Raw genomic sequence first — 24,828 nt, 5'->3', positions numbered from 1 at the left:
GCGTCACATCGGCCGGCGCGGCGGCCGGATCTGGGCCGGCTCGACCACCTTGCGGTAGAGATGCCAGGTCGCGTGGCCGAGGATCGGCATGACGACGGCGAGACCGGCAAACAGCGGGATCGAGCCGATCACCAGCAGCACCGCGACGATGAGGCCCCATAGCGCCATCTGCAGCGGATTTGCCATGACCGCGCGCGCCGAGGTCTCTATCGCCGAAACGGCGCCGACATCCCGATCGAGCAGAAGCGGAAAAGCAACGACAGTGGTCGCCAGCACGACCACCGCGAAAACCAGGCCGGCCGCGTTGCCGAGAAGGATCAGCCTCCAGCCCTTGCTGGTCGTCAGCACATCGCGCAGGAAGGCCCCGACCGAAGCCGGCGGCTCGCCGCCGAAAAGGCTGGTGTAGATCGACTGCGCCGTGAACAGCCACAACAGGAACAGCGCGAACAGCATGATTCCGATAACCGCTATCGAGGGCAGCGCCGATGAATGGCGAACATCGAGCGCATGCCGCCAGTTGGTGTTCATGCCGAGCTCGCGCCGGCGGCTGATCTCATAGAGTCCGATCGCGGCGAACGGCCCGACCAGGGCAAAGCCCGACATCAAGGGATAGACGAGCTGGATGGCGTTGGAGCCGGACGTCCACTGCGTCAGGATCAGGCCGGCGACCGGATAGATCAGGCACAGGAACACGTAATGCGAGGGCTTGGCCCAGAAGTCATCGGCGCCAAGTCTGAGCGCGTCCCAGAGGTCCGCCGTGGAAATGCGGCGGACCGCTGGTTGCACATGCATCCCGTACGCGTCCGCCATGACATGAAAGCCGGCCATAACCTTCCTCCGTTTTTCTCGGGGGGCGGTCACCGCCTAGGGTGGCTGCCCGTAGCTGCCACTTCAAGAACGCTGACATAATAGCCGATCTTCCCGGGATTGTCGCCGCGTCTCATAAGGTTTGCTGAGCGGTCATCGTCTGGCGAACCACTGAGTTCATTTTAGAATCCATGCATTTTAGCTATTGCTTAAATTACTCGTAGAGACCCAGAGCGTATCACCTGAGCTTTACAAACGTTGGCGAGGGGCGATGTTCACATTGAAGGGCTTCTGGTCTTGCGAACGCGGCAATTTCGCCATGGCGACCGCCGTAGCCTTGCTGCCGATAATGGCTGTCGTCGCCGGCACCCTCGACCTGACGGGCACGAGCGATGACGCCGCGCAACTGCAGAACTCGCTGGACGCGGCTGGCCTTGCCGTCGGCACCAAATACCTGCCCAGCATGAGCGCGAACGATGTCCAGGGGCTTGGGCTGACATTCTTCGCAGCCAATTTGAGCATTGCCGACCAGCAGGAATATTCAGACAGCGTTTCCGCCTTTTCGGCCACCGCCAGCGGCGATCCGAGCGCCTATTACATCTCGCTGTCGTCCGGCATCAACCGTCCGAGCTTCATCAACGGCGCTGCCCCCTGGCCAGCTCACCGGTCGGCGACGGTCAAGATGCACCCGGGCGCCCAGGCCTGCGTGCTGGCGCTCGATCCGCATGCGTCGGCGGCGGTGAGCCTACAAGGCTCGACCGATGTCGCCATGAGCAACTGCGTGATCGCGGCAAACTCGGACGCGTCCGATGCCGTCAGCAGGGGCGGTTCCGCGCAGGTCTCGGCGGGCTGCGTATCGGCCGTCGGTGGCACTTCCGGGCTTTCTCCGCCCGCTGCCAATCTCACCTGCGGCACGCCGCTCGAACATCAATATGCGTCCTTCGATCCCCTGGCCGACATCGTCCCTCCCCCCTACACACTTTGCCTGCCGGTGCCGAACGGCAAAACCTACACGCTGTCGCCCGGCACCTATTGCGACAAGACATTGTCAGGAAACATCACGTTCAACCCGGGCGTCTACATCTTGCGCGGCGTCACCCTGAAGCCGGGCGGGAATGGCAGCCTGAGCGGCCAGGGCGTAACCATATTCCTCACGGAAGGGGCACAGATCATCATAAATGCCAATGAAAAGGTGAACCTTTCCCCGCCCACCAGCGGACCTTACGCCGGCATCACCATCTTCCAGAGCCGCGGGAACGTTTCGGCCTTGACCCTGAATGGCGGCGCAAATTCCGTGATTAGCGGATTCGTCTATGCGCCTGACGCGGCCGTTTCGTTTGCCGGCAATTCGGACATGAGTGGTCAGGGGGACTGCCTGAGGCTTGTTGGCTTGACCGTGCAGATGACAGGCAACTCTTCCATCAAGACCGACTGCACGGCGGTGTTCGGAAATCGAGAGATGTACTCCAGCCGCCTCATCACGCTTGTGAACTAGGGGCCGCTTCGATCGAGATTTTTCACCGCCTGCCCGGCAAAAGCCATGATCGGGACCGAGTCAGGCACGCATGACCACTTCGAAAATCGATTGCGATCAGATCGCGAACTTGAACAGGCGCACCTGGCTCAAGGCGGCTGGCTTGGCGGCCTTGCTTGGGCTTGCCGCCTGCAGCACCGTCTCGCTGCCGACAGGGCAAGGCGCCGGGGTTTCCTCCTCGGCAACCGGCACGCTGGCAAGCCTGCGCGCCACGGCCGGGCGCGGCCCGCTGACCCCGGACGCGCAGTTGGAGCAAGCAGCATTGCAGCAGGCCGGCTACATGGCGCAGCGTGAAAACATGAGCCACACCACCGGCTGGGGCAAGGATTTCGCTTCGCGCATGAGGGACAATGGCGTGCACGGTGCCGCGGCCGAGAACATCGCGGCCGGCCGTTTCGACCAACAGAAGCTGTTCGATATCTGGATGCATTCGCAGGGACACCGGCGCAACATACTCGATCCGGACTTCAACCGCTTCGGACTTGCCTATGTCCGTGACGGCCGCGACCCCAACCTGCGCTACTGGTCGCTGGTGCTCGGCAGGTAGCAAAGACATCGCCGGCAGCGGACATCCGCTGACGAGCAGCCGCTACATCAGTCCATATGAGCGGCGGGCGCACCGCCGCCGGCCGGCGCCGTTTTCGGCTTGCGCAGCAGGAAGACGAACGGGATAGCGGCCAGCGTCATGATCATCAGGATTTTGAAGTCGTTGACGTAGGAGATCATCATCGCCTGCAGATTGACCATGCGGTCGACCTGCGACAGTGCCGTCGGATCGCCGCCGGCGGCTGCCGGCGAGACCGCCCAGAGATTGGGATTGAACGGGTTGATGAAGGTTGAAAGCTCGGCGTGGTTGATCTGCGTGTTGCGCACCAGCAGCACGGTCACGACCGACACGCCGATCGACGAGCCAAGATTTCGCACCAGGCTGAACAGCGAGGTTGCATCGGTGCGGTAGCGGGCGTCGAGCGTGGCGAAGGCAACCGTCGACAGCGGCACGAACACCATGCCCATGCCGAGGCCCTGGATCACGCCGGAGCTGAGGATCAGCCAGTTGTCCATCTGCGGGGTGAAGCTTGCCATGGTGTAGAGCGACTGCGCGGTCAGGAGGAAACCGATGACGACGAGAATCCTGGCATCGACCTTGCCCATGATGCGCCCGACGACGAGCATCGAAATCATGGTGCCGACACCGCGCGGCCCGATGACGATGCCGATGGTGACCGTTGGATAGCCGAAGATGGTCGACAGCATCGGCGGCAGCAGCGACATCGAGGCCAGGATCAGCACGCCCATGACGAAGATGAACGCCAGCCCGGTGACGAAATTGCGATCGAGGAAAATCTTCGGATCGATAAACGGATGTTCCGATGTCATCGTATGGATGATGAACACCCAGAAGCCGGTGAGCGAAAGACCAAGCTCGATCCAGATCTCGACCGAGGAAAACCAGTCGACCTCGCCACCGCGATCGAGCATCAGCTGCAGGGCGCCGACGCCGAGCGATATCATGGCAAAGCCGAAGAAATCGAAGCTGCGCACCCGCCGGGCGACCGCCGGCAAATAGGCCGCCATGCCAAGAAAGGCGACGATGCCGACCGGCAGGTTGATGAAGAACACCCAGCGCCAGTTGAAATTCTCGGTCAGCCAGCCGCCGAGCGTGGGGCCGAGGATCGGTCCCAGCATGATGCCGGCGCCCCATATGGCCATCGCCTGACCATGGCGCTCCTTGGGGTTGATGTCGAGCAGGAAGGTCTGCGACAGCGGCACGATCGCGGCGCCGAACACACCTTGCATCAGCCGGAAAAGCACGATGGTTTCCAGGCTCCACGCCAGGCCGCACAACATCGAGAAGATGGTGAAGCCGACCACCGCCGTCAGGAACAGCTCCTTGCGGCCGAAACGGTCGGCGAGCCAGCCGGTGACAGGCGTCATGATGGCGGCGGCGACGATGTAGGAGGTCAGCACCCAGTTGATGTTGTCGGGCGAGGCGCCGAGATCGCCGGTCATGGTCGGCAGCGCGACGTTGGCGATGGTGGTGTCGAGCGCCTGCATGACCGTCGCCAGCATGAGCGCGACCGTGATCAGGCCACGATGCGGCACTTCTTTGAATGGTTCGGACGTGCTCATGGCGCAGAACTTCCAGAAGGTAACAGAAACGTGTACAACGGGTTTCCGGGCGGCAAAGCCTTCCGTTGAGAGACCTTCGTCGCGGTGGGACGCGATTATCGATGTGGGGGTTACATCGACTGAAAGTCTCTGATGAGCGGATGCCTGCCGCCCGGAAACCTGAGGACCGACAGGTCCGTGTCGAAGATTTCAGATTTTGGACGGCTGCCACGCGGCTCGGCCCAAACGCTGATCCTTCCCACCCCTCCCGTCAGACCAATCCTTCAACTCGCTTTCACCCGCTTGGTCTCCGCGGGCTTCTGCCGAGACTACTTCGCGGGCTCGCCGGCCGTAGCGTGACCGAAGATCGACGGCCAGCCACGCGCGACGCCCGTATCGACCGTAACAGAGGCGCTCATGCCGGTGCGCAGCGCCATCTTGGCGTCGGGGTCGGTCAGTTCCAGGCGCACCGGGATGCGTTGGGTGACCTTGACCCAGTTGCCGGTGGCGTTCTGGGCGGGCAGCAGCGAGAAGTCCGCGCCGGTGCCGGCACCGATAGCCCTGACCGTCGCCTCGAAGGTCCTGCCCGGATAGGTATCGACCACGATCTCCGCCTTCTGGCCCGGCTTCATGTTGGTCAGTTGGGTTTCCTTGAAATTGGCGTCGACCCAGGTGTCGCCGGTCTCGACCAGCGCAAACAACGGTGTGCCGGAGCCGACATACTGGCCAACCTTGAAGGACGCGGCTTGATAGACGACACCATCGGCAGGCGCCTTCACGGTGGTCTGCTCCAGATCATAGGCAGCCTTGTCGCGCGCCGCGAGCGCCGACATCACCGTCGGATGCTTGTCGGTTTCGATGTCGGGGTTGCCGCCGAGTGCCGCCTTGGCGCTGATGATGCCTTGCTCGGCAACAGCCAGTTGCTGCCTGGCTTTGTCGAGATCGTTCTTGGCCTGATCCAGCGACGACTTGGCGTTGATGCCCTTCTGGGCAAGATCGGCGGCGCGATCGAATTGCGACTGCGCATAGTCGACCTCGCTGGCAGCGGACTTCTGCTGCGACAGCGCCTGGCTATAGGCCGCGCGCAACTGCTCGACATTGAGGCGCGCGGTAGCAACCGCGGCGTCCGCCTGGGCGAGCGCGATCCGGTAGGGCTCGGGGTCGATGGCGAACAGGAGATCGCCCTGCTTGACCGTCTGGTTGTCCGTTATGGCGACCTGGACGATACGACCGGCCGTATCAGAGGCGATCGACACCTTGGCCTGCTGCAGATTGGCATTTTCCGTTTCCTGGTAGCGCCCGCCGGTCACCCAGACATAGCCGCCGCCGATGATCAATGCCGCCGGCAAGGCGAACATCAAGAAGAAGCGGCCGAAGCGGCGCTTCTTCTTCGGCGCCGGCGCGGGTTGCACGGGAGGAGCGACCGCGACCGGGGCTGATGCCGGCTGGACCGGCGCTTCCATCTCCACCTTGGGAGCGTTTTCTTCTACCTTGGCTACCGCGTTCATGCTGCCGCACCTTCCGCACTCTTGATCTTTTCAAGCGACGAAGCTTCGCTGTCCGTCAGATTTTGCACGATTACATCCAGCGCCCGGATCAGGATGCGCCGGTCTTCCGGCGAAACGCCGCTGAGCGATTCCTCATAGACCTCGCCAGCAAGGCTCTTGACGTCCGCATAGGCCGCATTCGCCTTCTCGGTCGGGAAGATCATGCGCACGCGCCGGTCGGTCGCGTCGGAGCGGCGTTCGATCCAGCCGCCCTCCTCCATCCGATCGACCAGGCGTGAAACGCTGATCGGCTCGATTTCGAGCAGTTCGGCGAGCCGCGCCTGTGCAACGCCCGCCTCCTTGGCAACGCGGACCAGAAGCCGCCATTGCGCCGAAGACAGGCCGAGCCCGCTGGCGCGCGCCTCGAAGCGCTTGCGCATCAGGCGTTGCACGTCGTGGATCAAAAATCCCAATCTATCGATGCCATCTGAAACCATGAGCGATACATATAATAAGCGTGCTTACTATTCAAGATGCCACTTCGCTATGAAAGCCGGCAAATGCGGATGGCGGAAACAGGCGTGTGGTCAATCGCTGTCGCGCGCGACCAGTTCCAGCGGCCAGACCTCCCTGATGGTCTGCGGCCCCGTGGGCCCGGCGAAAGCCGGCAGCGAGGCGAGCAGGATTTCGCCGAGCCGCCGTCCCATCGGCTCCAATGCCGGGCGGAAAGCGGTCAGCGCCGGGGAGAAATAGCGGCAGAGCGGCGTATCGACGATGACCATCACCGCGATGCCCTGACCGGGCATGATCCCCATCTCGGCAAGCGCCTTGCAGCCGCCGAGCGCCATCGCGTCATTGTTGAAGATGATCGCTGTCGGCGGATCCTTCGAGCGCATGACTTGCGGCGTCACCGCGTAGCCGCCGGCTTCGTTGATGAAGCCGTCGGCGATCAGTTCGGGATCGATGTGGATGCCGTGCCGCCGCAGCGCCTTGCGATAGCCGTCAAGAAACAGATAGCCGAAGTTGAGGTCGAGTGACGGCCGGATGGCGGCGATGCGGCGGTGGCCGCGTGCAACCAGGCGGTCGACTGCGTCGGCGCCCGCCTTCTCGAAATCGAGGTCGAGCGAGGGATAGGTCTCGTCACCGGACTGGCTTCGGCCGAGCGTCGCAAAGGGAAAGCCGGCCCTGCTGAGATAGTCGATGCGATCGTCCTCACGCCGGGTCCAGGCCAGCAACACGGCATCGGCGCGGCGTGTCTCGACGACCCGTCGCAGGCGCTCCTGCTGATAGTCGGCGGGCGCGCCCATGACGATGATCAGGTCGAGCCCGTGCTCGGCCAGTGCCGCTTGCAGCCCGCTCAGGAACGGAATGAAAAACGGCTCGCCATATTGCTGATCACCCGGGTGGGGCTGCAGCATGAACGCGACGGCATGCGTGGTGCCCCGGCGCAGGTTCCTGCCCGACTGGTTGGGTGAATAGTTGAGTAGGCGCGCCGCATCGAGCACGCGCTGCCGCGTCTCGGCATTGACATCGGCGCGCCCATTGAGCGCCCGCGACACCGTGCCGATCGAAATATTCAAATGACGCGCAAGATCGTGAATGCTGGATGCCAAGACCAATCCCCTTCCGTTCCCGCTAACATTAGCGGACCTTGCGGCCAAGGCCACTCAGACGAACGACCACAAATCCGGTTGACATTCTACGCCTTCGGGTGTGTCATCGTAAACGTTTACGGAAGAACCGTGAATGCCAACCGGGAGGGGTTGGCGGAGGAGCGCCGGATGCTGCATGTCGTCCTGGTCGGGTGCGGAGCCATGAGCAAAACATGGCTCGAGGCCGCCCGTCAGTCCCCTGAAATCAGGATTGCCGGTCTCGTCGACCTCGACGCCGACAGGGCACGCGAGCGAGCCCGCGAATACGACGTTGCCGGGGCCGCGATCGGCACCGATCTCGACGTCATTCTGGATCAGACCAAAGCCGATGCGGTATTCGATGTGGTCGTTCCGGCCGCCCGCCGCGAGGTGGCCAATTCGGCCTTTGCCCATCACTGTCACCTGCTGACGGAAAAGCCCCTCGCCGACAGTCCGGCCAACGCCCGCGCCATCGTCGACGCCGCGCGGCGCGCCGGCCGCGTCCACGCCGTCGTTCAGAACCGCCGCTATGTCGCCAATGTCCGGCGCATCCGCCGCTTTCTGGATTCAGGCGCCATCGGCGCGCCGACCAGCATCCACGCGGATTTTTTCGTGGCGCCGCACTTTGGCGGTTTTCGCGAAGAGATGCGCCACGTGCTGTTGCTCGACATGGCGATCCACACCTTCGATGCCGCTCGCTACATGGTCAACGGCGAACCTGCCGATGTCTATTGCCAGGAATGGGAGCCGGCCAATTCCTGGTATCGGCAAGGGTCGTCGGCAAGCGCCACTTTCGGGCTCGGCCGAAACAGGATGTTCACCTATCGTGGCAGCTGGTGCGCCGACGGCTTTCGCACCAGTTGGGAGGGCAGCTGGCGTATCGTCGGTGAGCGCGGCAGCCTGATCTGGGACGGCCATGACGAGGTGAAGGCGGAAGTCGTGCTACCGGAGCGCGAAGGCCTGATCGACAAGGTCGGGCCGGTGACAGTGCCTCCCCTCGATCCGTCCGACCGTATCGGCGGGCATCTCGGCGTCATTGCCGACTTCGTGCAAGCCGTGGAAACCGGCACCGAGCCGGAGACACGGGGCTCGGACAACATCAAGAGCCTGGCCATGGTCTTCGCGGCGATCCAGAGCGCCGAGACCGGTCGTCGCGTGAACATCGCATCACAGGAAGGATGACCATGCCGAACCCGCTTCTCGACATCAGGATCGGCACCATGGTGCGGGCCAATCTCGAAGACCCGGCCGCCTATATCAGGCAAATCCTGCCGCTCGGCTTCGAGAGCATCCAGCCCTTTTTCTGGCAGACGCTCGGCGGCAAGGATCTGCCGCGGCTCGCCGGAGAGATTGAAGAGGCGATCGGCGATGCCGACGTCACCGTCAGTTCGATCGGCGTGTTCGGCAATCCGCTCGAGAGCGGCGACACCGACCGCGGCGTGCTCGATGCCTGGAAAACGGTCATCGACAACGCCCATCTGTTCGGCACCACGTTGGTCAGCGGTTTTACCGGCCGCATCCGCGGAAAACCGCTGACCGACAGCCTGCCGCGCTATCGGGAGGTCTGGGGCGAACTGGCCAGACGCGCCGCCGACAAGGGCGTGCGCATCGCCTTCGAGAATTGCGCCATGGACGGCAATTGGGCCGGCGGGGACTGGAACATCGCCCACAACCCGGATGCCTGGGAGCTGATGTTCAACGAATTGCCCAACGATAATCTCGGTCTCGAATGGGAGCCCTGCCACCAGCTCGTCTACCTGATCGATCCGATGCCGCAGATCCGCAAATGGGCGCATCGCATCTTTCATGTCCACGGCAAGGACGCCACGGTGCGCTGGGACGTCATCCGCGAGAACGGCGTGTTCGGCCGCCTGCCCTTCGTGCAGATGCGCACGCCCGGCTTCGGCGACAGCGACTGGACCCGGGTGATCAGTGAACTGAGGCTGGCCGGGTACAAGGGCGCCATCGACATCGAAGGCTGGCACGACCCGGTCTATCGCGGCGACCTCGAGATCACGGGGCAGGCACGCGCCCTGGAGTATCTCAAGCTATGCCGGGGAGGTGCGAGCTACCTGCCAAATCCGGCGTGAGGATCGGTCGGCGGGAGGAGCCGGCCGCAAGTGGCATTGCCAAAGCAATCGTTCAAAGGCCCCTCGGCTGACGAGGAAAACAATGGGAGGAACGTGCATGAGCATAGCGATCAGGACGACACTTCTGCGCACGGCCGTCGTGGCGGCGGCCACGGCGCTTACCGCCGCAATCTTCACCTTGCCGGCGCAGGCGCTCGACGCCCAATGGTGCAAGGACGTCCACATCCGCTTCTTCGTCGGCGGCGCCGAGGGCGACGCCTTCGGCACCATCGTCTACAATGGCGCCAAGCAGGCGGCGGCAGATCTCGGACCCAAGGTCGACTACATCTTCTCCCAGTGGGACGCGGAGAAGATGGTGCAGCAATTGCGCGAAGCGGTCGCGGTCAAGCCCCAGGGCATCGCCATGATGGGCCATCCGGGCGACGCCGCGATCATGCCGCTCGCCGACGAGGCCCATAAGGAGGGCATCAAGATGATGTACCAGAACGTCCCGGTGCCGAAGGTGACGGCGGCGTTCGGTGGCGGCTATATCGGCGCGCAGCAGGAACAGCAGGGCCGCGCACTTGGCGCCGAAGCGTTCAAGCTCGGTAAGCTGAAGGCCGGCGACAAGGCGATCATGATCGGCCCGTTCGAGAACGAGAGCCGCGGCGCACGCGAGCGCGGCACGGTGGCGGCCCTGAAGGAGGCTGGCGTCGAAGTCATCCAGCTGTCGTCGCCGCCGAGCGGCGAATGGGCTTCCGACCCCAATCTGGCGATACCGGTGCTTACGGCAGCGCTGCTCAACAATCCTGATGTCAAGGCCGTCGGCTATCCCGGCGGACAGATGCTCGGCAATGTCGCCACCTACATGCAGGCAGCTGGCAGAAAGCCTGGCGACATCTTCAACTTCGGCTTCGACACCAGCCCGCAGATCGTCGAGGGCTTCAAGGGGGGCTGGGTGCAACTGACGGCCGACCAGCAGCCATTCCTGCAGGGCTATCTGCCGATCCTCAGCCTGTGCCAGCAGGTGGTGCTGGGTCTGGCGCCGATGAACGTCGACACCGGCGCCGGTTTCGTCACGCCCGAAAATTACGAGATCGTCGCAGAACTCGCCAAGCAGGCGCTGCGCTGACCTCCCAAGCCGCCGGCCGGGATCAGGCCCCGGCCGGCGGGGCCGCTGGCGAGAAAGCTGGCGCCAGACAATCAAGCGAGGATGCTATGGCCGAACGTCTCATAGAACTGCGCGATATCGCTAAGTCCTACGGCCATGTCTACGCACTTGGCGGGGTCAATCTCAGCGTCGATCGCGGCGAGGTGGTCGGCCTCATCGGCGACAACGGCGCCGGCAAGTCGACGCTGATCAAGATCCTCTCCGGTGTGGTCAAGCCGACCAGCGGCGAGATCCTCATCCGCGGCAAGCCGGTGACCGGATGGAATGCGGCACGTTCGCGCGAGGCCGGCATCGAAACGGTGTTCCAGGACCGGGCACTGGCCGTGCAGCAGACGATCGTCCGCAACATCTTCATGGGCCGCGAACTCACCGGCCCTTTCGGCTGGCTGAAGGTCGGCAAGGAAATCGAGGAAGCGAGCCGGCTGATGCGCGAGATCGGCTTCACCTCGAAAGTGTTCACGCCGCATTCGATCGTCGGCCAGCTTTCGGGCGGTGAACGCCAGGGCGTGGCGATCGCGCGCGCCATCTACAAGCAGGCGGAACTGATCGTCCTCGACGAGCCGACGACGGCGCTGTCTCTGACCGAGACCGCCAAGGTCTTCCATTTCGTGCGCCAGGTGCGGGCGAGCGGCCGCTCGATCCTGTTCATCGGCCATAACATCCATCATGTCTTCGACATCGCCGATCGCTTCGTGGTGCTGGATCGCGGCAAGGTCGCGCTCACCGCCGACCGCAGCGAGGTCAAGTCGGCCGAAGACCTCATCAACTTCATGGAAGACGTCGCGCATCCGGACGGGTTGGCCGGGCTGCACGACACTGGCGACGCGGAGCAGAGAGCACGATGAGCAAGACCATGGAGCCCGATCTGCACGAGCCGTCGGCCGGCATTTCCCGCCAAGGCAGTTCCCAGAACGAGTGGAAGCACCCGTCCGATCACTGGATGCGCGGCTTCATCCTTGACAACCGCGCTTCGCTTGGGACGCTCGGCGTGTTCGTCGTCATGATGGCGGTCTTCATGATCGCCAACCCGACGGTCTTCACAACCTGGTATCTCTACAGCGCCGTGCTCACTACGCTTCCCGTGGCGTTGTTCGTGGTCGTGCCGTTGGTCTTCGTCGTCACCTGCGGCGAGATCGACCTGTCGTTTCCCGCGACGATGGGTTTTGCCTCCTGGGTCTTCGCGCTGGTGGTGCAGGCGGGCTACGACCCGTTCCTCGGCATTGCGGCGGCGCTGGTCACCGGCACGCTGCTCGGCTTCCTCGTCGGGTCGCTGGTGGTCTATGGCGGGCTGTCGTCGCTGATCGCCACGCTCGGCATGAATTTCCTGCTGCGCGGCCTGATCCAGATCATCAATGAGGGCAGATCGACTTCGCTGACCAGCCTTGCCGACAGCTGGGCCTACAGGATCTTCTCCAGCCAGGTCTTGGGCGTTCCGGTGCAGATCTTCTGGGCCATCGCCTTCGTCGTCCTTTCGGCGATGCTCTACAACCGCCACCGCTTCGGCGCGCAGGTGAAGGTGGTCGGTGACAATCCCGACAGTGCCCAGCAGATGGGCATCGATGTCAAGCGCGTGCGGGTGAAAGTGTTCGTCTTCGTCGGCATCGGGGCCGCGATCGCCGGCACGTTCTCGGTAATGATCAACTTCACCTGGTGGCCAACCGCCGGCGACGGTTATCTCTTGCCGGTGCTGGCCTCGGTGTTCGTCGGCGGCACGCCGACCTGGGGTGGCATCGGCACCGTGGCCGGCGGCGCGATCGGCGCCGTCACGGTGTCGTTTATCCAAACTGGCGTCGTGGCGGCTGGGCTCAGCGGCTTCTACGTCCAGTTCTTCAACGGGCTGATCATCATCCTTTCGCTGCTTGGCCACAAATGGAATCAGGCGCGCTACCGCTGAACCAGTCGGCCGTTCAACGGCGATTTGCCGGTCATCCGAGCCAACGATAGACGACGGGCCGCGCGGACGACACCGCGCGGGCCCGATCGCCTATTTGCGCGATGCGCAATTTCGATCAAGCTGGCCGGGCAACGAGGCGCCAGAGTGAGGACGCCACATGCGAGGAACACATGAACCCGACCGAGAAGGCGCTATGGTTTGTCGAAAGCCACCTGCCGGAAGCTGTTACGCTCGACGACGTGGCCCAAAGCAGCGGCGTATCGCGCTTTCATGTGACGCGCGCCTTCGGCGCCGCCACCGGCCGCTCCGTCATGGGTTACATGCGCTCGCGCCGGCTGACCGAGGCGGCGCGCAGGCTGGCCGGCGGGGCGCCCGACATCCTGTGCGTCGCGCTCGACGCCGGCTACAACTCGCATGAGGCATTCACCCGGGCCTTTCGCGACCAGTTCGGCACCACGCCGGAACTGGTGCGCGCGCAAGGTTCGACTGAGACCCTCGACCTCGTGGAGCCCATCCTGATGGACAATTCGCTTTTGACCACACTTGAACCACCGCGCTTCGAGACCAGTCGGCCATTCCTCATCGCCGGACTGGGCGAGCGCTACAGTTGTGAGTCCAGCGCCGGCATTCCAATGCAATGGCAGCGCTTCGCTCCCCATATCGGCCACATCCCCGGGCAAGTGGCCGGCGTTTTCTACGGCGTCTGCCTCAATGGTGACGATGCCGGCAATTTCGATTATGTCGTCGGCGTCGAGGTGCGCGACTTCGCCGATCTGCCGAAGGAGTTCCAACGGGTGCGGGTGCCGGCGCAGAGATACGCCGTTTTCACGCATCGCGAACACATCTCGACCATCCGGCGAACGATCAATACGATCTGGAACAGCTGGCTGCCGGCATCCGGCCATGAGGTTGCCGATGCGCCGGAATTCGAGCGCTACGGGCCTGAATTCGATGCCCACACCGGCAATGGCGGGCTGGAGATCTGGGTGCCCGTCAAGGCATGACGCGCTGCTACAGCTCCAGTTCCCAGTTCTGGCCGACCAGATCCTTGCCGAAGGAATGGTGAGGCTCTTCCTCGATCAGCCTGAAACCGGCCGCCTGGTAGATGTGCCGGGCGGCGGTCAGAATATCGTTGGTCCATAGGGTCAGCGTCCTGTACCCCCTGGCGCGGGCAAAGCCGATGCATTCCTCGACCAGGCGCTTGCCGATGCCGAGCCCCCGTGCCGAAGGTTCGACATAGAGCAGCCTGAGCTTGGCCACCTGATCCGACTTGCGCACGACGAAGACCGAGCCGACGACCTCGCCTTCGCGCTCGGCGATCCAGCCGCGCTCCCATTTCGGATCGTAGGATTTTACGAACGCCGCGAGGATTTCGGCGACCAGCGCCTCATAGGTTTCGTCCCAGCCATAATCCTGCGCGTAGAGCATGCCTTGCCGGCGGATGATCCAGCCAATGTCGCCGACCTGCGGCGGCCGCAGCAGATAAGGGATTTTGGGCTCTGCACCGGCGTCCAGCAGACGCTGCACGGTCCGCATGGACTTGACCAGCCGGTCCTGCTCCGACGCAGGCAGACGATCGAGCAGCGCCGCGACCTGATCGTGCGAACCCTGGTTCAGCGGCGCGAAGGCGTTCCTGCCCGCCGGCGTCAGCGCGATCGACGATTGCCGAGCGTCCGAAGCCAGCGTGGCCCTGGAGATGAGGTGAAGGCGCTCGAACTTCTTCAGCAAACGGCTGACATAGCCGGCGTCGAGACCGAGATCGCGCCCGAGATCGGTCGCGGTCAGTCCGTCACGATGCGCCAGTTCGTAGAGCACGCGTGCCTCGGTCAGCGAGAAGGCGCTCTTCAGCAGCCCTTCATCGAGCAGTCCGATCTGGCGGGTGTAGAAGCGGTTGAACGCCCGCACCGCATCGATCAGGCCCTTGTTGGGCGCAGCCTTGTCTGGCTGATGGTGGATTGTCATTCGAGTCATCTCCTGCTGGCAGGATCGATCATTTACTTGACGGAGTCAACCATTAGGGAAGGCGCCCGAGATGCTTACATCATCGGCAACACCGGCCAGCGGTCGACGATCCTGCCACCGGAAAGCACCGCGATCGATCCGAACTGCTGCAGCACGGCCTCGCTCTGCGTCGGCCGCAGGAACGCATAGTCGCCGGGCCTGACGACGGCCTGGGCGAGCAGACCCATGAATTGCTGGTTGGAAGACAGGCCAAGCAGGCCGTTTGTCGTCATGCCTTCGGGAAACACCGGTTCGGCCATCCACTTGCCGCCATAGAGATAGCAGCCCTTGCGCGGAAACCGGCCCAGCGCCTGCAGCAGGCGCGAGACCGCCGGCGGGCCAGGCAGCATCGGCTCGACCACTTTCAGGATTGGCGTCGCGATGAAGGCCGCCGGCTGGAAGCCCTCAAGGCCGGGCGTGTCGAAATCGACGGGCAGCACGAAGGCCGAGCCCATCGACACTTCATTGGCGATGCCGCCATGATGAAGCAGCGCGGTCTTGCTGCCGCCAATGTTCAGGACATGGCGCTGGTCGGCGCCGAGGCGCGCGACGAAAGCGGCGGCCTGTTCGGAGGCTTGCGCCAACGCCTTGGCCGGTCCACCGAACAGGCCGGGTATGTGCGGCGCATGCGCCTCATAGGCCATGACGCCTTCGCAGCGCAGCCCTTTGTGGGTAGGCAGCGCATTCAGCGCCCGCGACAGGGCCGCCGGTTCGGCAAAGCCGCCGCGATGCAGTCCGACATCGATTTCGAAAGCGATGCGCAATTCGGCGCCGAGTTCGTCGGCGAGCGCGCCATATTCCGCCAGTCTCTCCTGTGTATCGATCAGCCAGCAGACCCGCGACCAAGCCACGTCGCCTCTGCAAAGCACCGCCCTGGCCGCGCCAACCGGCATCGGTTTGCCGTACAGCAGATCCGCATCCGGGAACGCCTTCAGCACCGCCTCGGTGATCGGCGGATGGAAGGTCATGAGGCGGTGGGTTCCAAGCGCCTTGCCGATATGGGAGAGCAGCGGGAGGCAAGCGAGCGACTTGTCGACCAAACGGACGGCAAGACTGGGGTCAAGCCGCTTCTTCACCAGGGCAATGTTGCCATCCAGCCGATCGAGGTCGAGCAGCAGGCAGGGTTGGAAAATGTCCGCCTCTCTCAGCGCATCCGAAAGCGTGGCGAAATACGCCTTCATGGCTGGATGCCGAAAGAACTGGGTTCGATGCCGAACAGGTCGGCCATATAGGGCGAGACGAAGCGGTTTTGCGGATCGATGTCGCGGCGCACCGCCATCGCATCGTCCCAGCGCGGATAGAGCTTTTTCAGGTCGGCCGCTTTCAGGCTGTGCATCTTGCCCCAGTGCGGCCTGCCGCCATATCTGCGGAAGATCGGCTCGGCCGCGCGCATGAACGGCAACGGATCGTTCGCCGCGTCATGGTGGATGGCGATGGAACAGGTGAGCCTTTTGTGGAAAGGGGAGAGCCAGAATTCATCCGATGCCACCGACCGCACTTCCATCGGGAAATAGACTTCCGGAAAATGCTTCTCGGTCAGTTCGATGATCTCGGCCAGCGCCTTCGGCCCCTCCTCGAACGGAAGGTGATATTCCATTTCGTTGAACCTGGTCTGCCGGTCGCTGGCATAGACGTTGAGCCAGTCCTGCACGTAATCCTCGGCCGGCACCTTGGCGACCGCGCCCAGGATCAGCCTGCGGCGCAGCGACGGCAGCCAGGCAAGCCCGGTGCGCAGGCGGCGCAGCGTGCGCAGGGAGCCCTCGTCATCGTCGGTCGGGCGCGGAGTGGTCGCCTCGGTGCTGAAGTCGCTGGCGATGAACTGCGCGTAGCCTGAAAATGGGATGTAGTAGAATTCGGCCGACCGGTGCTCGCTCATCATCGTTTCGAAATCGCGCAGCATGTCGGCTATCGGCAGCACCCATTTGCGGCGCCGCAGCCGGTAGGTCGCGATGTTGTTCAACGTCACTTCGCTGAGCACACCGAAGGCGCCAAGCGCAACGCCGATCGCATGGATCGTTTCCTGATCCCCTTCCCGCTTGAAGTCGCGGACCTTGCCAAGCCCGTCGACGATCTGCACCGTTTCCAGCTGTGTGTGATACGCGCCCAGCGTCGGCCCCGAGCCATGGGTGGCCGTGCCCAGGGCGCCGCCTATCGCTTGGCGGTCGATGTCGCCCATATTGGGCAGGCCCTGGCCGATGCCTTGCAGCATGTGCATGAGCGGACCAAGCCGCGTCCCTGCCCGCACACGCGCCTGATGTCTTTTCGCGTCATGCGCAACCAGCCCTTCCAGCTTCTCCAGCGACAGGATGGTGCCTTGGGACTTCACCAATGGCGTGAAGGAGTGACCGGCGCCGACGACGCGGACCGGGCCGGGTGCGGTGCGAATGATATCGCCGAGTTCGCCGGCATCTGCCGGACTGGCAAGCAGCCGCGGCTCGGCGGTGACAAAGCCGGACCAGTTGCTCCAGCTGTTCGACATGGGGCTCACGCAATCGCGCGGCGACGCCGCGCCGCCAGGACAAACAGGCCGAGCAACGCCACGCTGGCGACAGCACTTGCGGCGGCGAACTCGGGAACCGGGCGAAACTCCTTGCCGTCGATGAGCAGCGACGCCGCGACCGGTCCGATCGCCAGGCCGAAAAGCTGGGCGGCCGGCACCAGCAGCACGGCGGTGCGGGTCTCGTCGGCGGTGATCGCCAGCCGGATCTGGTAGGGCACGATGAACAGCAGGATAAAACCCATGATCAGGGCGACGACCCAGAACATCGTGAGGCCGGGCCCGCTGGCAAGCACGAGCGAGGCGACAAGCGCGACGAGGCCGATCGCCGTGATGGCAAGCCGATAGTCGATGCGCGCCTCGAACACGGTCGCCGTCATCGCGCCCAGCACCTGCGCCGCGAGGCTGGCCGAGACGATCAGCCCGACGGTGCGGCCATCGATGCCGAATTGGGCGCCAAGCGGCTCCAGAAAGGCCCATACGGCGCCGAAGAACATGAAGTAGCAGAAGACCGATAACAGCGCGGTGATCGAGGAAGCCGTCAGCACATTGGCGAGGTTTTCGTCCTTCGGCAGATCGGCATAATCGGCGGGGACAGCAAAGGCGACCACCAGCGACGCGACGCAGACGACGGCAAGAACGAGGAAGCCGCCCGCCGACCCGGCGGCTGGAATGACATAGAGCGCCAGCACCAGGGCAAGAGCGCATTGCGCCAGGGTCTGCATGGTGACGAAATAGCCGCCGATGCGTTCGGCGCGCCGCGAACGGGCAATCAGTTCGGTGGCGACCGCGACAAGGCCGCCTTCGGCAAGGCCGGCCAGCGCGCGGGCCGCCATCAGCGTGTTGGCGCCGGCGGCATAGGCGGTCCACACATTGGCCAGCGCCAAGAGCAGCAGGAGGACGGCACTTTTCCAGCGCATGTTGTGGGCGGAAAGCAGCATCGCGACGATCGCCGAACCAATCGCGATGGCGATCATCTCGGCGGTGGCGACCAACGCCAGTTCGTCGCCGCTGACATGGCCCTCGGTATAGAGGGCGCCGAGCAGGACGGGCTGCAGACCGAGAATGAGCAGGCCGACCGACCCGATCCACAGGGCCGAGGCGAGCTGCCCGCCGCTGGGATTGCCGACCAGCCAGTCGCCTTCGCCCTGAAGATCAGCGCTTGTCGAAGCCATAGGCGCCTCCCAACGTCCTTGCCGCACGGCAAAAAAGCTGACACTCTGTCAGTATTTCAGAAACTGATACTTGATCATATTTCTTGTCAACCGGAATTTGGGAACTCGTGCGAAAGATCGGTGCATGACGCAAGCAAGTCGAACGATCACCGAGCCCAGGCGCAGGCCCAAGCAGGAGCGCAGCCGCGAGCGCATCGACGCCATCCTGTCGACCACCATGCGGCTGATCGGCGAGAAGGGCATCGATGCCGTCACCATGAAGGAGGTCGGCATGCTGGCGGGCGGGCCGATCGCCACCGTCTACCACTACTTCCCCAACAAGTCGGCGATCCTGGCGATGCTCTATGAGCGATTCTCGGAGGTCAGCCGGTCGCGATTGACGGCGATCGTCGCCGATGTCCGCGAAGCCAAGGACGTCATCGCCGCGTCCGATCGGCTGCTTGACGACTACCTCAGCCGGGTCGCCGGCGATCCGGCCATCCAGGATCTGCAGAACGCCATCCAGGCCGACAAGGCGCTGAAGAATCTCGACATCGCCGAAACCCGGCATCAAGCCAAGATGTTCTGCGACCACGTCATCGCCTTGCTCGAGCCGGAAAAGCACGAGCAGTTCGAACGCATGGTTCTGCTGATCTTCCAGCTCGCCGGCGGCGTTGTGCGCCTGGCGCTTGCGCAAGGCGAAGTGGAAAGCCGCCGGACCATCGAGGATTACCGATCGATCATCCACACCCAGTTGCGGCTGTTTCTTTAGCGACCGGCAACCGGGGGCCTATCTCGCCCGGCGGATGAGGCCTTCGAAACCATCGGCCAGGTCGGAAGCGCCGGCCGCGAACATCTTCACCAGGTTCTGCGGGCGGCCGGGCGTCTTGTTGGCATCGAGGAGAACAGCCCTGCCCTCATGCATGACGAAATCGAATTTCCCATAGTCGAAGCCGAGTTCACGCCGCCGTTCGCGCAGTTCGTCGGGAACAGCGGCGGGCTCGCGCCGGATCGTTTCCGATGCCTTGACCAGGCTGTTTGGCGAGACGTAGCGGGTGCAGCGCTCGCGCTCTCCGCAAAACACCCAGAAGCGCACCGCAAAGCCGTCAGGTTCTTTTTCCGGGATGAACTTTTCCACGACCAGATCATCGCGATCGAGGACGCCATCGGGAACGTCGTCCCGGGATTGGTAGACCTCGTAGGACGGCATGGCTGGCACGTGCGCAAAGGGTGCCGGTTGGCCGGCACGCCTCGACCGCCGATTGAGCCGTGTCTCCGGAATGCCCTGGTTGTTGAGATTGCTTTTGATGATGACCGGGCCCAGCCAGCCGTCGCCCTCGGCCAGAAGCGCTCCGCTTACCCGCCGTTTCGATATGTCGGCGGCCCCGACATTGAGGCATAAGGGAAAACTCCGCGCATATTCGAGATAATCTGCCGGTGTCGTTGTCGCATCGACGTGCAGAACCGCGACATCGGCGCTGGATTGTCCGGAGAGGCCAGGCTGAATCCGGACCGAATGGCCCCGCCTCTTCAGGTCCTCGAGAATATCGAAAAGCATGTAACGGCTATTCCGGCGCAGCAGAAGGCCGCGGCGACCCAGGAACCGGTCATGCTCATGCGTTATGACAATGATGCGCGCCACCAGCTAACCCCTTGGCTTCCATCCCCACTTCCATTAAGCGGCTCTAATCAATCAATGCCAGACTTTCCTGGGCTCCAACGGGTCTGCATGACGAATCATTGGGACAGTTATCATCGGCACTGGAAGCTCCTGGACGCCCCGCTCCGGCCGACGCCGGAAACCGTCGGCATATTCGAGCGCGAACTCGATCTCGGAAATGCCGATGTCCTTCTGCTTGGGGTGACACCTGAACTGGCGGTTCTAGGCAGATCGATGTTGGCGATCGATCAATCGGCTGCCATGATTTCCGGCGTATGGGCCGGCGACAACACCTCGCGAAGGGCGATGGCCGGCAACTGGCTTGACCTCCCGGTCGAGCGGGAATGTTTCGACGCGGTCATCGGCGACGGCTGCCTGTCGGCGGTCGATACCAAGGCCGCGCGCGGTTCGCTGTTCGGTGAAATCGCAAGGGTGCTAAAGCCTGGCCGGCGTGCGGCGATCCGCGTGTTTGCTCGGCCGGAAACCGCGGATGACCTGCGCGGCATCGAAGCTCTGGTCCTGGCCGGCGGAATCGAGAATTTCCACGCGCTCAAATGGCGGATAGCCATGGCGTGCACGACCGGCGACTGCGACAGCAGCGTCGATGTGCAAGCAATCCGTGCGGCATTCGACAAGCTGTTTCCGAATCGGGAGGCCCTTGCCGCATGCACCGGATGGAGTATGGCATCCATCAACACGATCGACGTCTATGCGGGCTCCGAAACGAAGTACAGCTTCGCGACGCTGGCCATGCTGGAGGATGAGGCGCGCGGTTGGTTCGACCAGGTGCGCGTCGTGCCAAGCGGCAGTTATCCCCTGGCGGAACGTTGTCCGCTCCTGGTGCTCGGTTCGGCCAAGCTTCGATAAGTCATCGCCATCCTACCAAGAGGCGCTCCGCGCGCCTTGACTCTGGCAGGTCGGCGGCCTATTTCAGCGCCACGTTAGCACTCGCCTTTGGTGAGTGCTAACTATGTGTCCGGCGCCGCCGGACGAGGAACTGTTTCTCACCGTTCTCATCGAGGAAGAAAAAATGGCAAAGTCGAAGTTCCGCCCGCTTCATGACCGCGTGGTCGTTCGCCGGGTCGAATCCGAATCCAAGACCGCTGGCGGGATCATCATCCCGGATACGGCGAAGGAAAAGCCGCAGGAAGGCGAGATCATCGCCGTCGGCTCCGGCGCTCGTGACGAAGCTGGCAAGCTGGTCCCGCTGGACGTCAAGGCCGGCGACCGCATCCTGTTCGGCAAGTGGTCGGGCACCGAAGTCAAGCTCAATGGCGAAGACCTTCTGATCATGAAGGAATCCGACATCATGGGCATCATCGGCTGATTATCGGCCTCACCCTCAACTTGAATTTTTCGGGCTCTATCCGAGCCCCTGCCAGGAGCTAAAACATGGCTGCCAAAGACGTAAAATTCTCTCGCGATGCCCGTGAGCGCATGCTGCGCGGCGTCAACATCCTCGCCGACGCGGTGAAGGTCACGCTCGGTCCCAAGGGCCGCAACGTCGTCATCGACAAGTCGTTCGGCGCCCCGCGCATCACCAAGGACGGCGTCACCGTCGCCAAGGAAATCGAGCTTGAAGATAAGTTCGAGAACATGGGCGCGCAGATGGTCCGCGAAGTTGCTTCGAAGACCAACGACATCGCCGGCGACGGCACCACGACCGCGACCGTTTTGGCGCAGTCGATCGTCCAGGAAGGCCACAAGTCGGTTGCGGCCGGCATGAACCCGATGGACCTGAAGCGCGGCATCGATCTGGCCGTCACCGAAGTGGTCGCTGCTCTCGGCAAGGCCGCCAAGAAGATCAAGACCTCCGAGGAAGTTGCCCAGGTCGGCACGATCTCGGCCAATGGCGACGAGTCGGTCGGCAAGATGATCGCGGAAGCGATGCAGAAGGTCGGCAACGAAGGCGTCATCACGGTTGAGGAAGCCAAGACCGCCGAGACCGAACTCGAAGTCGTCGAAGGCATGCAGTTCGACCGCGGCTATCTCTCGCCCTATTTCGTGACCAACGCCGACAAGATGGTTGCCGAGCTGGAGGACGTCTACATCCTCCTGCACGAGAAGAAGCTCTCCAACCTGCAGGCGATGCTGCCGGTCCTCGAAGCCGTCGTGCAGACCTCGAAGCCGTTGCTCATCATCTCGGAAGACGTCGAAGGCGAGGCGCTCGCCACGCTGGTCGTCAACAAGCTGCGTGGTGGCCTGAAGATCGCCGCCGTCAAGGCGCCGGGCTTCGGTGATCGCCGCAAGGCCATGCTGGAAGACATCGCCATCCTGACCGGTGGCCAGGTCATTTCGGAAGACCTCGGCATCAAGCTCGAGAATGTCGGCCTCAACATGCTCGGCCGCGCCAAGAAGGTGTCGATCTCCAAGGAGAACACCACCATCGTCGACGGCGCCGGCAAGAAAGCCGAGATCCAGGGCCGCGTCGCCCAGATCAAGCAGCAGATCGAGGAGACCACCTCGGACTACGACAAGGAGAAGCTGCAGGAACGTCTGGCGAAGCTCGCCGGCGGCGTTGCGGTGATCCGCGTCGGCGGTGCGACGGAAGTCGAAGTCAAGGAAAAGAAGGACCGCGTCGATGACGCCCTCAACGCGACCCGCGCGGCCGTGGAAGAAGGCATCGTTGCTGGCGGTGGCGTTGCCCTGCTGCGCGCTTCGGCCAACATCAAGGTGACCGGCGTCAACGCCGACCAGGCCGCCGGCATCAACATCGTTCGTCGTGCGCTGCAGGCTCCGGCCCGCCAGATCGCGGCCAACGCTGGTGCGGAAGCCTCGATCGTTGCCGGCAAGATCCTTGAGAACAAGGGCGCGACCTTCGGCTACAACGCCCAGACCGGCGAATATGGCGACATGATCGTCATGGGTATCGTCGATCCGGTCAAGGTCGTGCGCACGGCCCTCCAGGACGCGGCCTCGGTCGCCGGCCTGCTCGTCACCACCGAAGCCATGATCGCCGAAGCTCCGAAGAAGGATCCGGCTGGCGGCGGCATGCCTGGCGGCATGGGCGGCGGCGGCATGGGCGGCATGGGCGGCATGGACTTCTAATCCACGCTTCCATCTGCATTCAGCTACCGAAGGGCGGCCCTCGAGGTCGCCCTTTTCTTTTCGTCTTGAGGCTGGTGCTCCACCACAGTCAGTTGGGACTAGCGGTCAGACAGCGGCGTCTCCGCCCGCTGTGCCACCTTGCCGGCGAGCACGGCCTGCTCGATAAGGATGGCCACCTCATCGGCCACTGCGTTGAGCGATGAACGGTCGCGGGTGGCGCGGGCAATCACCATCAAGCCCTCCAGCGAAGACTCGGCCAGCAGCGCCAGCGCCTGCGCGCGACGCTCGGGCACTCCTGCCCTGACGAAAGCCTCACGCAGCAAGCCGATCCACTGTTCGAAGGCCGAGCGGCACAGTTCGACAAGGTCGGGCACATCGCCTGGCGAGTCCAGCACGACCGGCGCGACCGGGCAGCCGAGTGAGAACTCATTGTCTTCCAGCATGCGTCCCACCGACTGATAGATGTGATGGACGGCGACGGCAGGGTCGCGTTCGGCGGCCAAAGCCGCGCCCAGACGCTCGGTTACCTCGGCGACGCTGGCGCGCGTCACCTCGACCACCAGTTGGTCCTTGCCGCCTGGGAAGTGGAAATAGAGCGAGCCGCGGGGTGCGCCGCTGGCGCTCAAAATGTCGTTGAGCGACGTGCCGTGATAGCCGCGCCGCCGCAATAGCAGTGCCGTCGCCTCGATCATCCGCGTGCGTGTGTCCGTCGCCATGTCAACCTCTGTCAGGAGCGCGCACTATAAGTGCTTGCCCGAAATATGACAACCGGTCTACATAATATGTAAATCGGTCTACATATTTCGGAGGCAGAGATGGATGAGTATCGGCGGAAAGGGCAAGACGGCGGCCTGGCTCGTGATGCATGAGGAAGCGGTCGCGGAGCCTTCATTTCATCAAGCAGAGGAGAGACAGCAATGACAATTCGCGAAGCATCGGCCGAATGGCACGGCCCGCTCAAGGAAGGTTCCGGACGGCTCAGGCTGGGCAGCGGCGTGTTCGAGGGCGCCTACTCGTTCCCGTCCCGCTTCGAAAACGGCCCCGGCACCAATCCGGAGGAACTGATCGCGGCCGCCCATGCCGGCTGCTTCTCGATGGCGCTCACCGCCGTCCTCGGCAGTGAAGGTCATGTCGCAAGCGACATCCACACGACCGCCAAGGTGCATCTGGGCGCCACCGCGGCCGGGCCGACGATTACCCGCATTGAATTGGAGACGGAGGCGAACGTCCCGAGGCTCCCCGCCGCCGACTTCGAGCGGCTGGCGCAGTCGGCCAAGGCGGGATGCCTCGTCTCGCGGGCGCTGGCCGGCGTCGCCACGATCACGCTGAAAGCGAACCTCATAAGTCACTGAACGGAAGAAGAAATCGCATGACCCAGGAATTAATCATCGACATCAACACGGCCAACCGCTCCGGCGAAACAGCTGAAATCATGCGGCGCTACAACGATGTGTTCCAGCGTCACGATCCCTCGGCTCTCGACGATCTGGTGGCGCAGGACTGCGTGATCGAGAACACCACGCCGGCGCCGGACGGCGCGCGCCGCGCCGGCAAGGCGACCTGCGTTGAGCTGTGGTCGGCGATCGCCACCGCACCCGGGACGCGCTTCGACCTCGAAGAGACTTTCGTGGCCGGCGACCGCGCCACGATCCGCTGGCGCTACTGGATGGCCGACGGCAATTCGCTGCGCCGCGTCAACCTGATGCGCGTCGCGGACGGGCGGATCGTCGAGGCGATGGGTTATGTCAAGCGCTAGACTAAGCGCC

The 24,828-nt window shown here is 63.6% G+C and carries 25 protein-coding genes; 14 read left to right on the top strand and 11 right to left on the bottom strand.

All coding sequences use genetic code 11. The features are described 5' to 3' along the window. Nucleotides 1–3: 3 nt before the first annotated feature. Nucleotides 4–828: a DUF2189 domain-containing protein gene (locus FJW04_RS26385; protein WP_140617139.1), complete on the bottom strand. Its 825-nt coding sequence runs from the start codon at nucleotides 826–828 to the stop codon at nucleotides 4–6. Nucleotides 829–1,078: 250 nt separating this feature from the next. Here FJW04_RS26385 and FJW04_RS26380 point away from each other — a divergent pair, with 250 nt between their 5' ends. Beyond that, the gene (locus FJW04_RS26380; RefSeq protein ID WP_140617257.1) at nucleotides 1,079–2,302 is read left to right on the top strand and encodes a pilus assembly protein TadG-related protein; all 1,224 of its coding nucleotides are present in this window, start codon (nucleotides 1,079–1,081) and stop codon (nucleotides 2,300–2,302) included. Between the two features lie 70 nt (nucleotides 2,303–2,372). Then, nucleotides 2,373–2,888: a CAP domain-containing protein gene (locus FJW04_RS26375; protein ID WP_140717631.1), complete on the top strand. Its 516-nt coding sequence runs from the start codon at nucleotides 2,373–2,375 to the stop codon at nucleotides 2,886–2,888. Between the two features lie 47 nt (nucleotides 2,889–2,935). Here FJW04_RS26375 and FJW04_RS26370 read toward each other — a convergent pair whose 3' ends face one another. From FJW04_RS26370 to FJW04_RS26355, 4 genes are all read right to left on the bottom strand, one after another. Then, nucleotides 2,936–4,471: a DHA2 family efflux MFS transporter permease subunit gene (locus FJW04_RS26370; protein ID WP_140717629.1), complete on the bottom strand. Its 1,536-nt coding sequence runs from the start codon at nucleotides 4,469–4,471 to the stop codon at nucleotides 2,936–2,938. Nucleotides 4,472–4,779: 308 nt separating this feature from the next. Beyond that, the gene (locus tag FJW04_RS26365) at nucleotides 4,780–5,958 is read right to left on the bottom strand and encodes an HlyD family secretion protein (protein ID WP_015318372.1); all 1,179 of its coding nucleotides are present in this window, start codon (nucleotides 5,956–5,958) and stop codon (nucleotides 4,780–4,782) included. Further along, nucleotides 5,955–6,434 (bottom strand): MarR family transcriptional regulator, encoded by a 480-nt coding sequence (locus FJW04_RS26360; protein ID WP_015318373.1) that lies wholly within the window; start codon nucleotides 6,432–6,434, stop codon nucleotides 5,955–5,957. Before FJW04_RS26360 ends, FJW04_RS26365 begins: the two co-directional genes overlap by 4 nt. A gap of 90 nt (nucleotides 6,435–6,524) precedes the next feature. Next, on the bottom strand, nucleotides 6,525–7,550 hold the full coding sequence (locus FJW04_RS26355; protein ID WP_140661873.1) for a LacI family DNA-binding transcriptional regulator: 1,026 nt from the start codon (nucleotides 7,548–7,550) through the stop codon (nucleotides 6,525–6,527). A 168-nt stretch (nucleotides 7,551–7,718) separates the two neighbouring features. Between FJW04_RS26355 and FJW04_RS26350 the strand changes: the two genes are divergently transcribed. From FJW04_RS26350 to FJW04_RS26325, 6 genes are all read left to right on the top strand, one after another. After that, a complete protein-coding gene (locus tag FJW04_RS26350) occupies nucleotides 7,719–8,750 on the top strand; it encodes a Gfo/Idh/MocA family oxidoreductase (protein WP_140617143.1) in 1,032 nt (343 codons plus the stop codon). Nucleotides 8,751–8,752: 2 nt separating this feature from the next. Further along, a complete protein-coding gene (locus FJW04_RS26345) occupies nucleotides 8,753–9,658 on the top strand; it encodes a sugar phosphate isomerase/epimerase (RefSeq protein WP_210241324.1) in 906 nt (301 codons plus the stop codon). A 97-nt stretch (nucleotides 9,659–9,755) separates the two neighbouring features. Next, the gene (locus FJW04_RS26340) at nucleotides 9,756–10,769 is read left to right on the top strand and encodes a substrate-binding domain-containing protein (protein WP_140717625.1); all 1,014 of its coding nucleotides are present in this window, start codon (nucleotides 9,756–9,758) and stop codon (nucleotides 10,767–10,769) included. An 86-nt stretch (nucleotides 10,770–10,855) separates the two neighbouring features. Further along, nucleotides 10,856–11,653: an ATP-binding cassette domain-containing protein gene (locus tag FJW04_RS26335; RefSeq protein WP_140617145.1), complete on the top strand. Its 798-nt coding sequence runs from the start codon at nucleotides 10,856–10,858 to the stop codon at nucleotides 11,651–11,653. Then, on the top strand, nucleotides 11,650–12,702 hold the full coding sequence (locus FJW04_RS26330) for an ABC transporter permease (protein WP_015318379.1): 1,053 nt from the start codon (nucleotides 11,650–11,652) through the stop codon (nucleotides 12,700–12,702). The genes FJW04_RS26335 and FJW04_RS26330 overlap by 4 nt, the downstream gene beginning before the upstream one ends. 170 nt (nucleotides 12,703–12,872) lie before the next feature. Further along, complete coding sequence (locus FJW04_RS26325; RefSeq protein WP_140661868.1) at nucleotides 12,873–13,706, top strand: AraC family transcriptional regulator; 834 nt, start codon at nucleotides 12,873–12,875, stop codon at nucleotides 13,704–13,706. A 7-nt stretch (nucleotides 13,707–13,713) separates the two neighbouring features. Here the strand turns inward: FJW04_RS26325 and FJW04_RS26320 are convergent, their stop codons facing one another. The 4 genes from FJW04_RS26320 to FJW04_RS26305 form a co-directional block, all read right to left on the bottom strand. Next, nucleotides 13,714–14,664 (bottom strand): helix-turn-helix domain-containing GNAT family N-acetyltransferase, encoded by a 951-nt coding sequence (locus FJW04_RS26320; RefSeq protein ID WP_140717623.1) that lies wholly within the window; start codon nucleotides 14,662–14,664, stop codon nucleotides 13,714–13,716. 74 nt (nucleotides 14,665–14,738) lie between these two features. Next, nucleotides 14,739–15,884: an alanine racemase gene (locus FJW04_RS26315; protein ID WP_140717621.1), complete on the bottom strand. Its 1,146-nt coding sequence runs from the start codon at nucleotides 15,882–15,884 to the stop codon at nucleotides 14,739–14,741. Further along, nucleotides 15,881–17,182: a D-arabinono-1,4-lactone oxidase gene (locus FJW04_RS26310; protein WP_140717619.1), complete on the bottom strand. Its 1,302-nt coding sequence runs from the start codon at nucleotides 17,180–17,182 to the stop codon at nucleotides 15,881–15,883. Before FJW04_RS26310 ends, FJW04_RS26315 begins: the two co-directional genes overlap by 4 nt. 5 nt (nucleotides 17,183–17,187) lie before the next feature. Further along, nucleotides 17,188–18,375 (bottom strand): MFS transporter, encoded by a 1,188-nt coding sequence (locus FJW04_RS26305; protein ID WP_140717617.1) that lies wholly within the window; start codon nucleotides 18,373–18,375, stop codon nucleotides 17,188–17,190. Nucleotides 18,376–18,499: 124 nt separating this feature from the next. Here FJW04_RS26305 and FJW04_RS26300 point away from each other — a divergent pair, with 124 nt between their 5' ends. Then, entirely contained in the window at nucleotides 18,500–19,126 is a 627-nt protein-coding gene (locus tag FJW04_RS26300; RefSeq protein WP_140717615.1) for a TetR family transcriptional regulator, read from the top strand. A gap of 18 nt (nucleotides 19,127–19,144) precedes the next feature. On the opposite strand, the gene FJW04_RS26295 is transcribed toward FJW04_RS26300, so the two are convergent. After that, nucleotides 19,145–19,912 carry a hypothetical protein gene (locus FJW04_RS26295; RefSeq protein WP_224530089.1) on the bottom strand — a complete coding sequence of 256 codons (768 nt, stop codon included), beginning with the start codon at nucleotides 19,910–19,912 and terminating at the stop codon, nucleotides 19,145–19,147. 51 nt (nucleotides 19,913–19,963) lie between these two features. Between FJW04_RS26295 and FJW04_RS26290 the strand changes: the two genes are divergently transcribed. The 3 genes from FJW04_RS26290 (at nucleotide 19,964) to groL (ending at nucleotide 23,062) form a co-directional block, all read left to right on the top strand. Then, nucleotides 19,964–20,881 (top strand): class I SAM-dependent methyltransferase, encoded by a 918-nt coding sequence (locus FJW04_RS26290; RefSeq protein ID WP_246674024.1) that lies wholly within the window; start codon nucleotides 19,964–19,966, stop codon nucleotides 20,879–20,881. 163 nt (nucleotides 20,882–21,044) lie between these two features. After that, nucleotides 21,045–21,341 carry a co-chaperone GroES gene (gene groES / locus FJW04_RS26285; protein ID WP_006203049.1) on the top strand — a complete coding sequence of 99 codons (297 nt, stop codon included), beginning with the start codon at nucleotides 21,045–21,047 and terminating at the stop codon, nucleotides 21,339–21,341. A gap of 65 nt (nucleotides 21,342–21,406) precedes the next feature. Then, nucleotides 21,407–23,062, top strand: coding sequence for a chaperonin GroEL (groL, locus tag FJW04_RS26280; RefSeq protein ID WP_140717611.1), 1,656 nt, complete (start codon nucleotides 21,407–21,409; stop codon nucleotides 23,060–23,062). 98 nt (nucleotides 23,063–23,160) lie between these two features. Here the strand turns inward: groL and FJW04_RS26275 are convergent, their stop codons facing one another. Next, nucleotides 23,161–23,778: a TetR/AcrR family transcriptional regulator gene (locus FJW04_RS26275; RefSeq protein ID WP_140717609.1), complete on the bottom strand. Its 618-nt coding sequence runs from the start codon at nucleotides 23,776–23,778 to the stop codon at nucleotides 23,161–23,163. Nucleotides 23,779–23,979: 201 nt separating this feature from the next. Between FJW04_RS26275 and FJW04_RS26270 the strand changes: the two genes are divergently transcribed. Both FJW04_RS26270 and FJW04_RS26265 read left to right on the top strand, forming a co-directional pair. Continuing rightward, nucleotides 23,980–24,414 (top strand): OsmC family protein, encoded by a 435-nt coding sequence (locus FJW04_RS26270; RefSeq protein WP_140717607.1) that lies wholly within the window; start codon nucleotides 23,980–23,982, stop codon nucleotides 24,412–24,414. Between the two features lie 17 nt (nucleotides 24,415–24,431). Then, nucleotides 24,432–24,818: a nuclear transport factor 2 family protein gene (locus tag FJW04_RS26265; protein ID WP_140717605.1), complete on the top strand. Its 387-nt coding sequence runs from the start codon at nucleotides 24,432–24,434 to the stop codon at nucleotides 24,816–24,818. Nucleotides 24,819–24,828: the final 10 nt, after the last annotated feature.

Origin of the sequence: Mesorhizobium sp. B2-7-3 (genome assembly GCF_006440715.1) — a bacterium.
GTDB lineage: Bacteria > Pseudomonadota > Alphaproteobacteria > Rhizobiales > Rhizobiaceae > Mesorhizobium > Mesorhizobium australicum.
The sequence above is the reverse complement of the archived record's forward strand: the minus strand, read 5'-3'. Positions and strand labels throughout refer to the sequence as shown.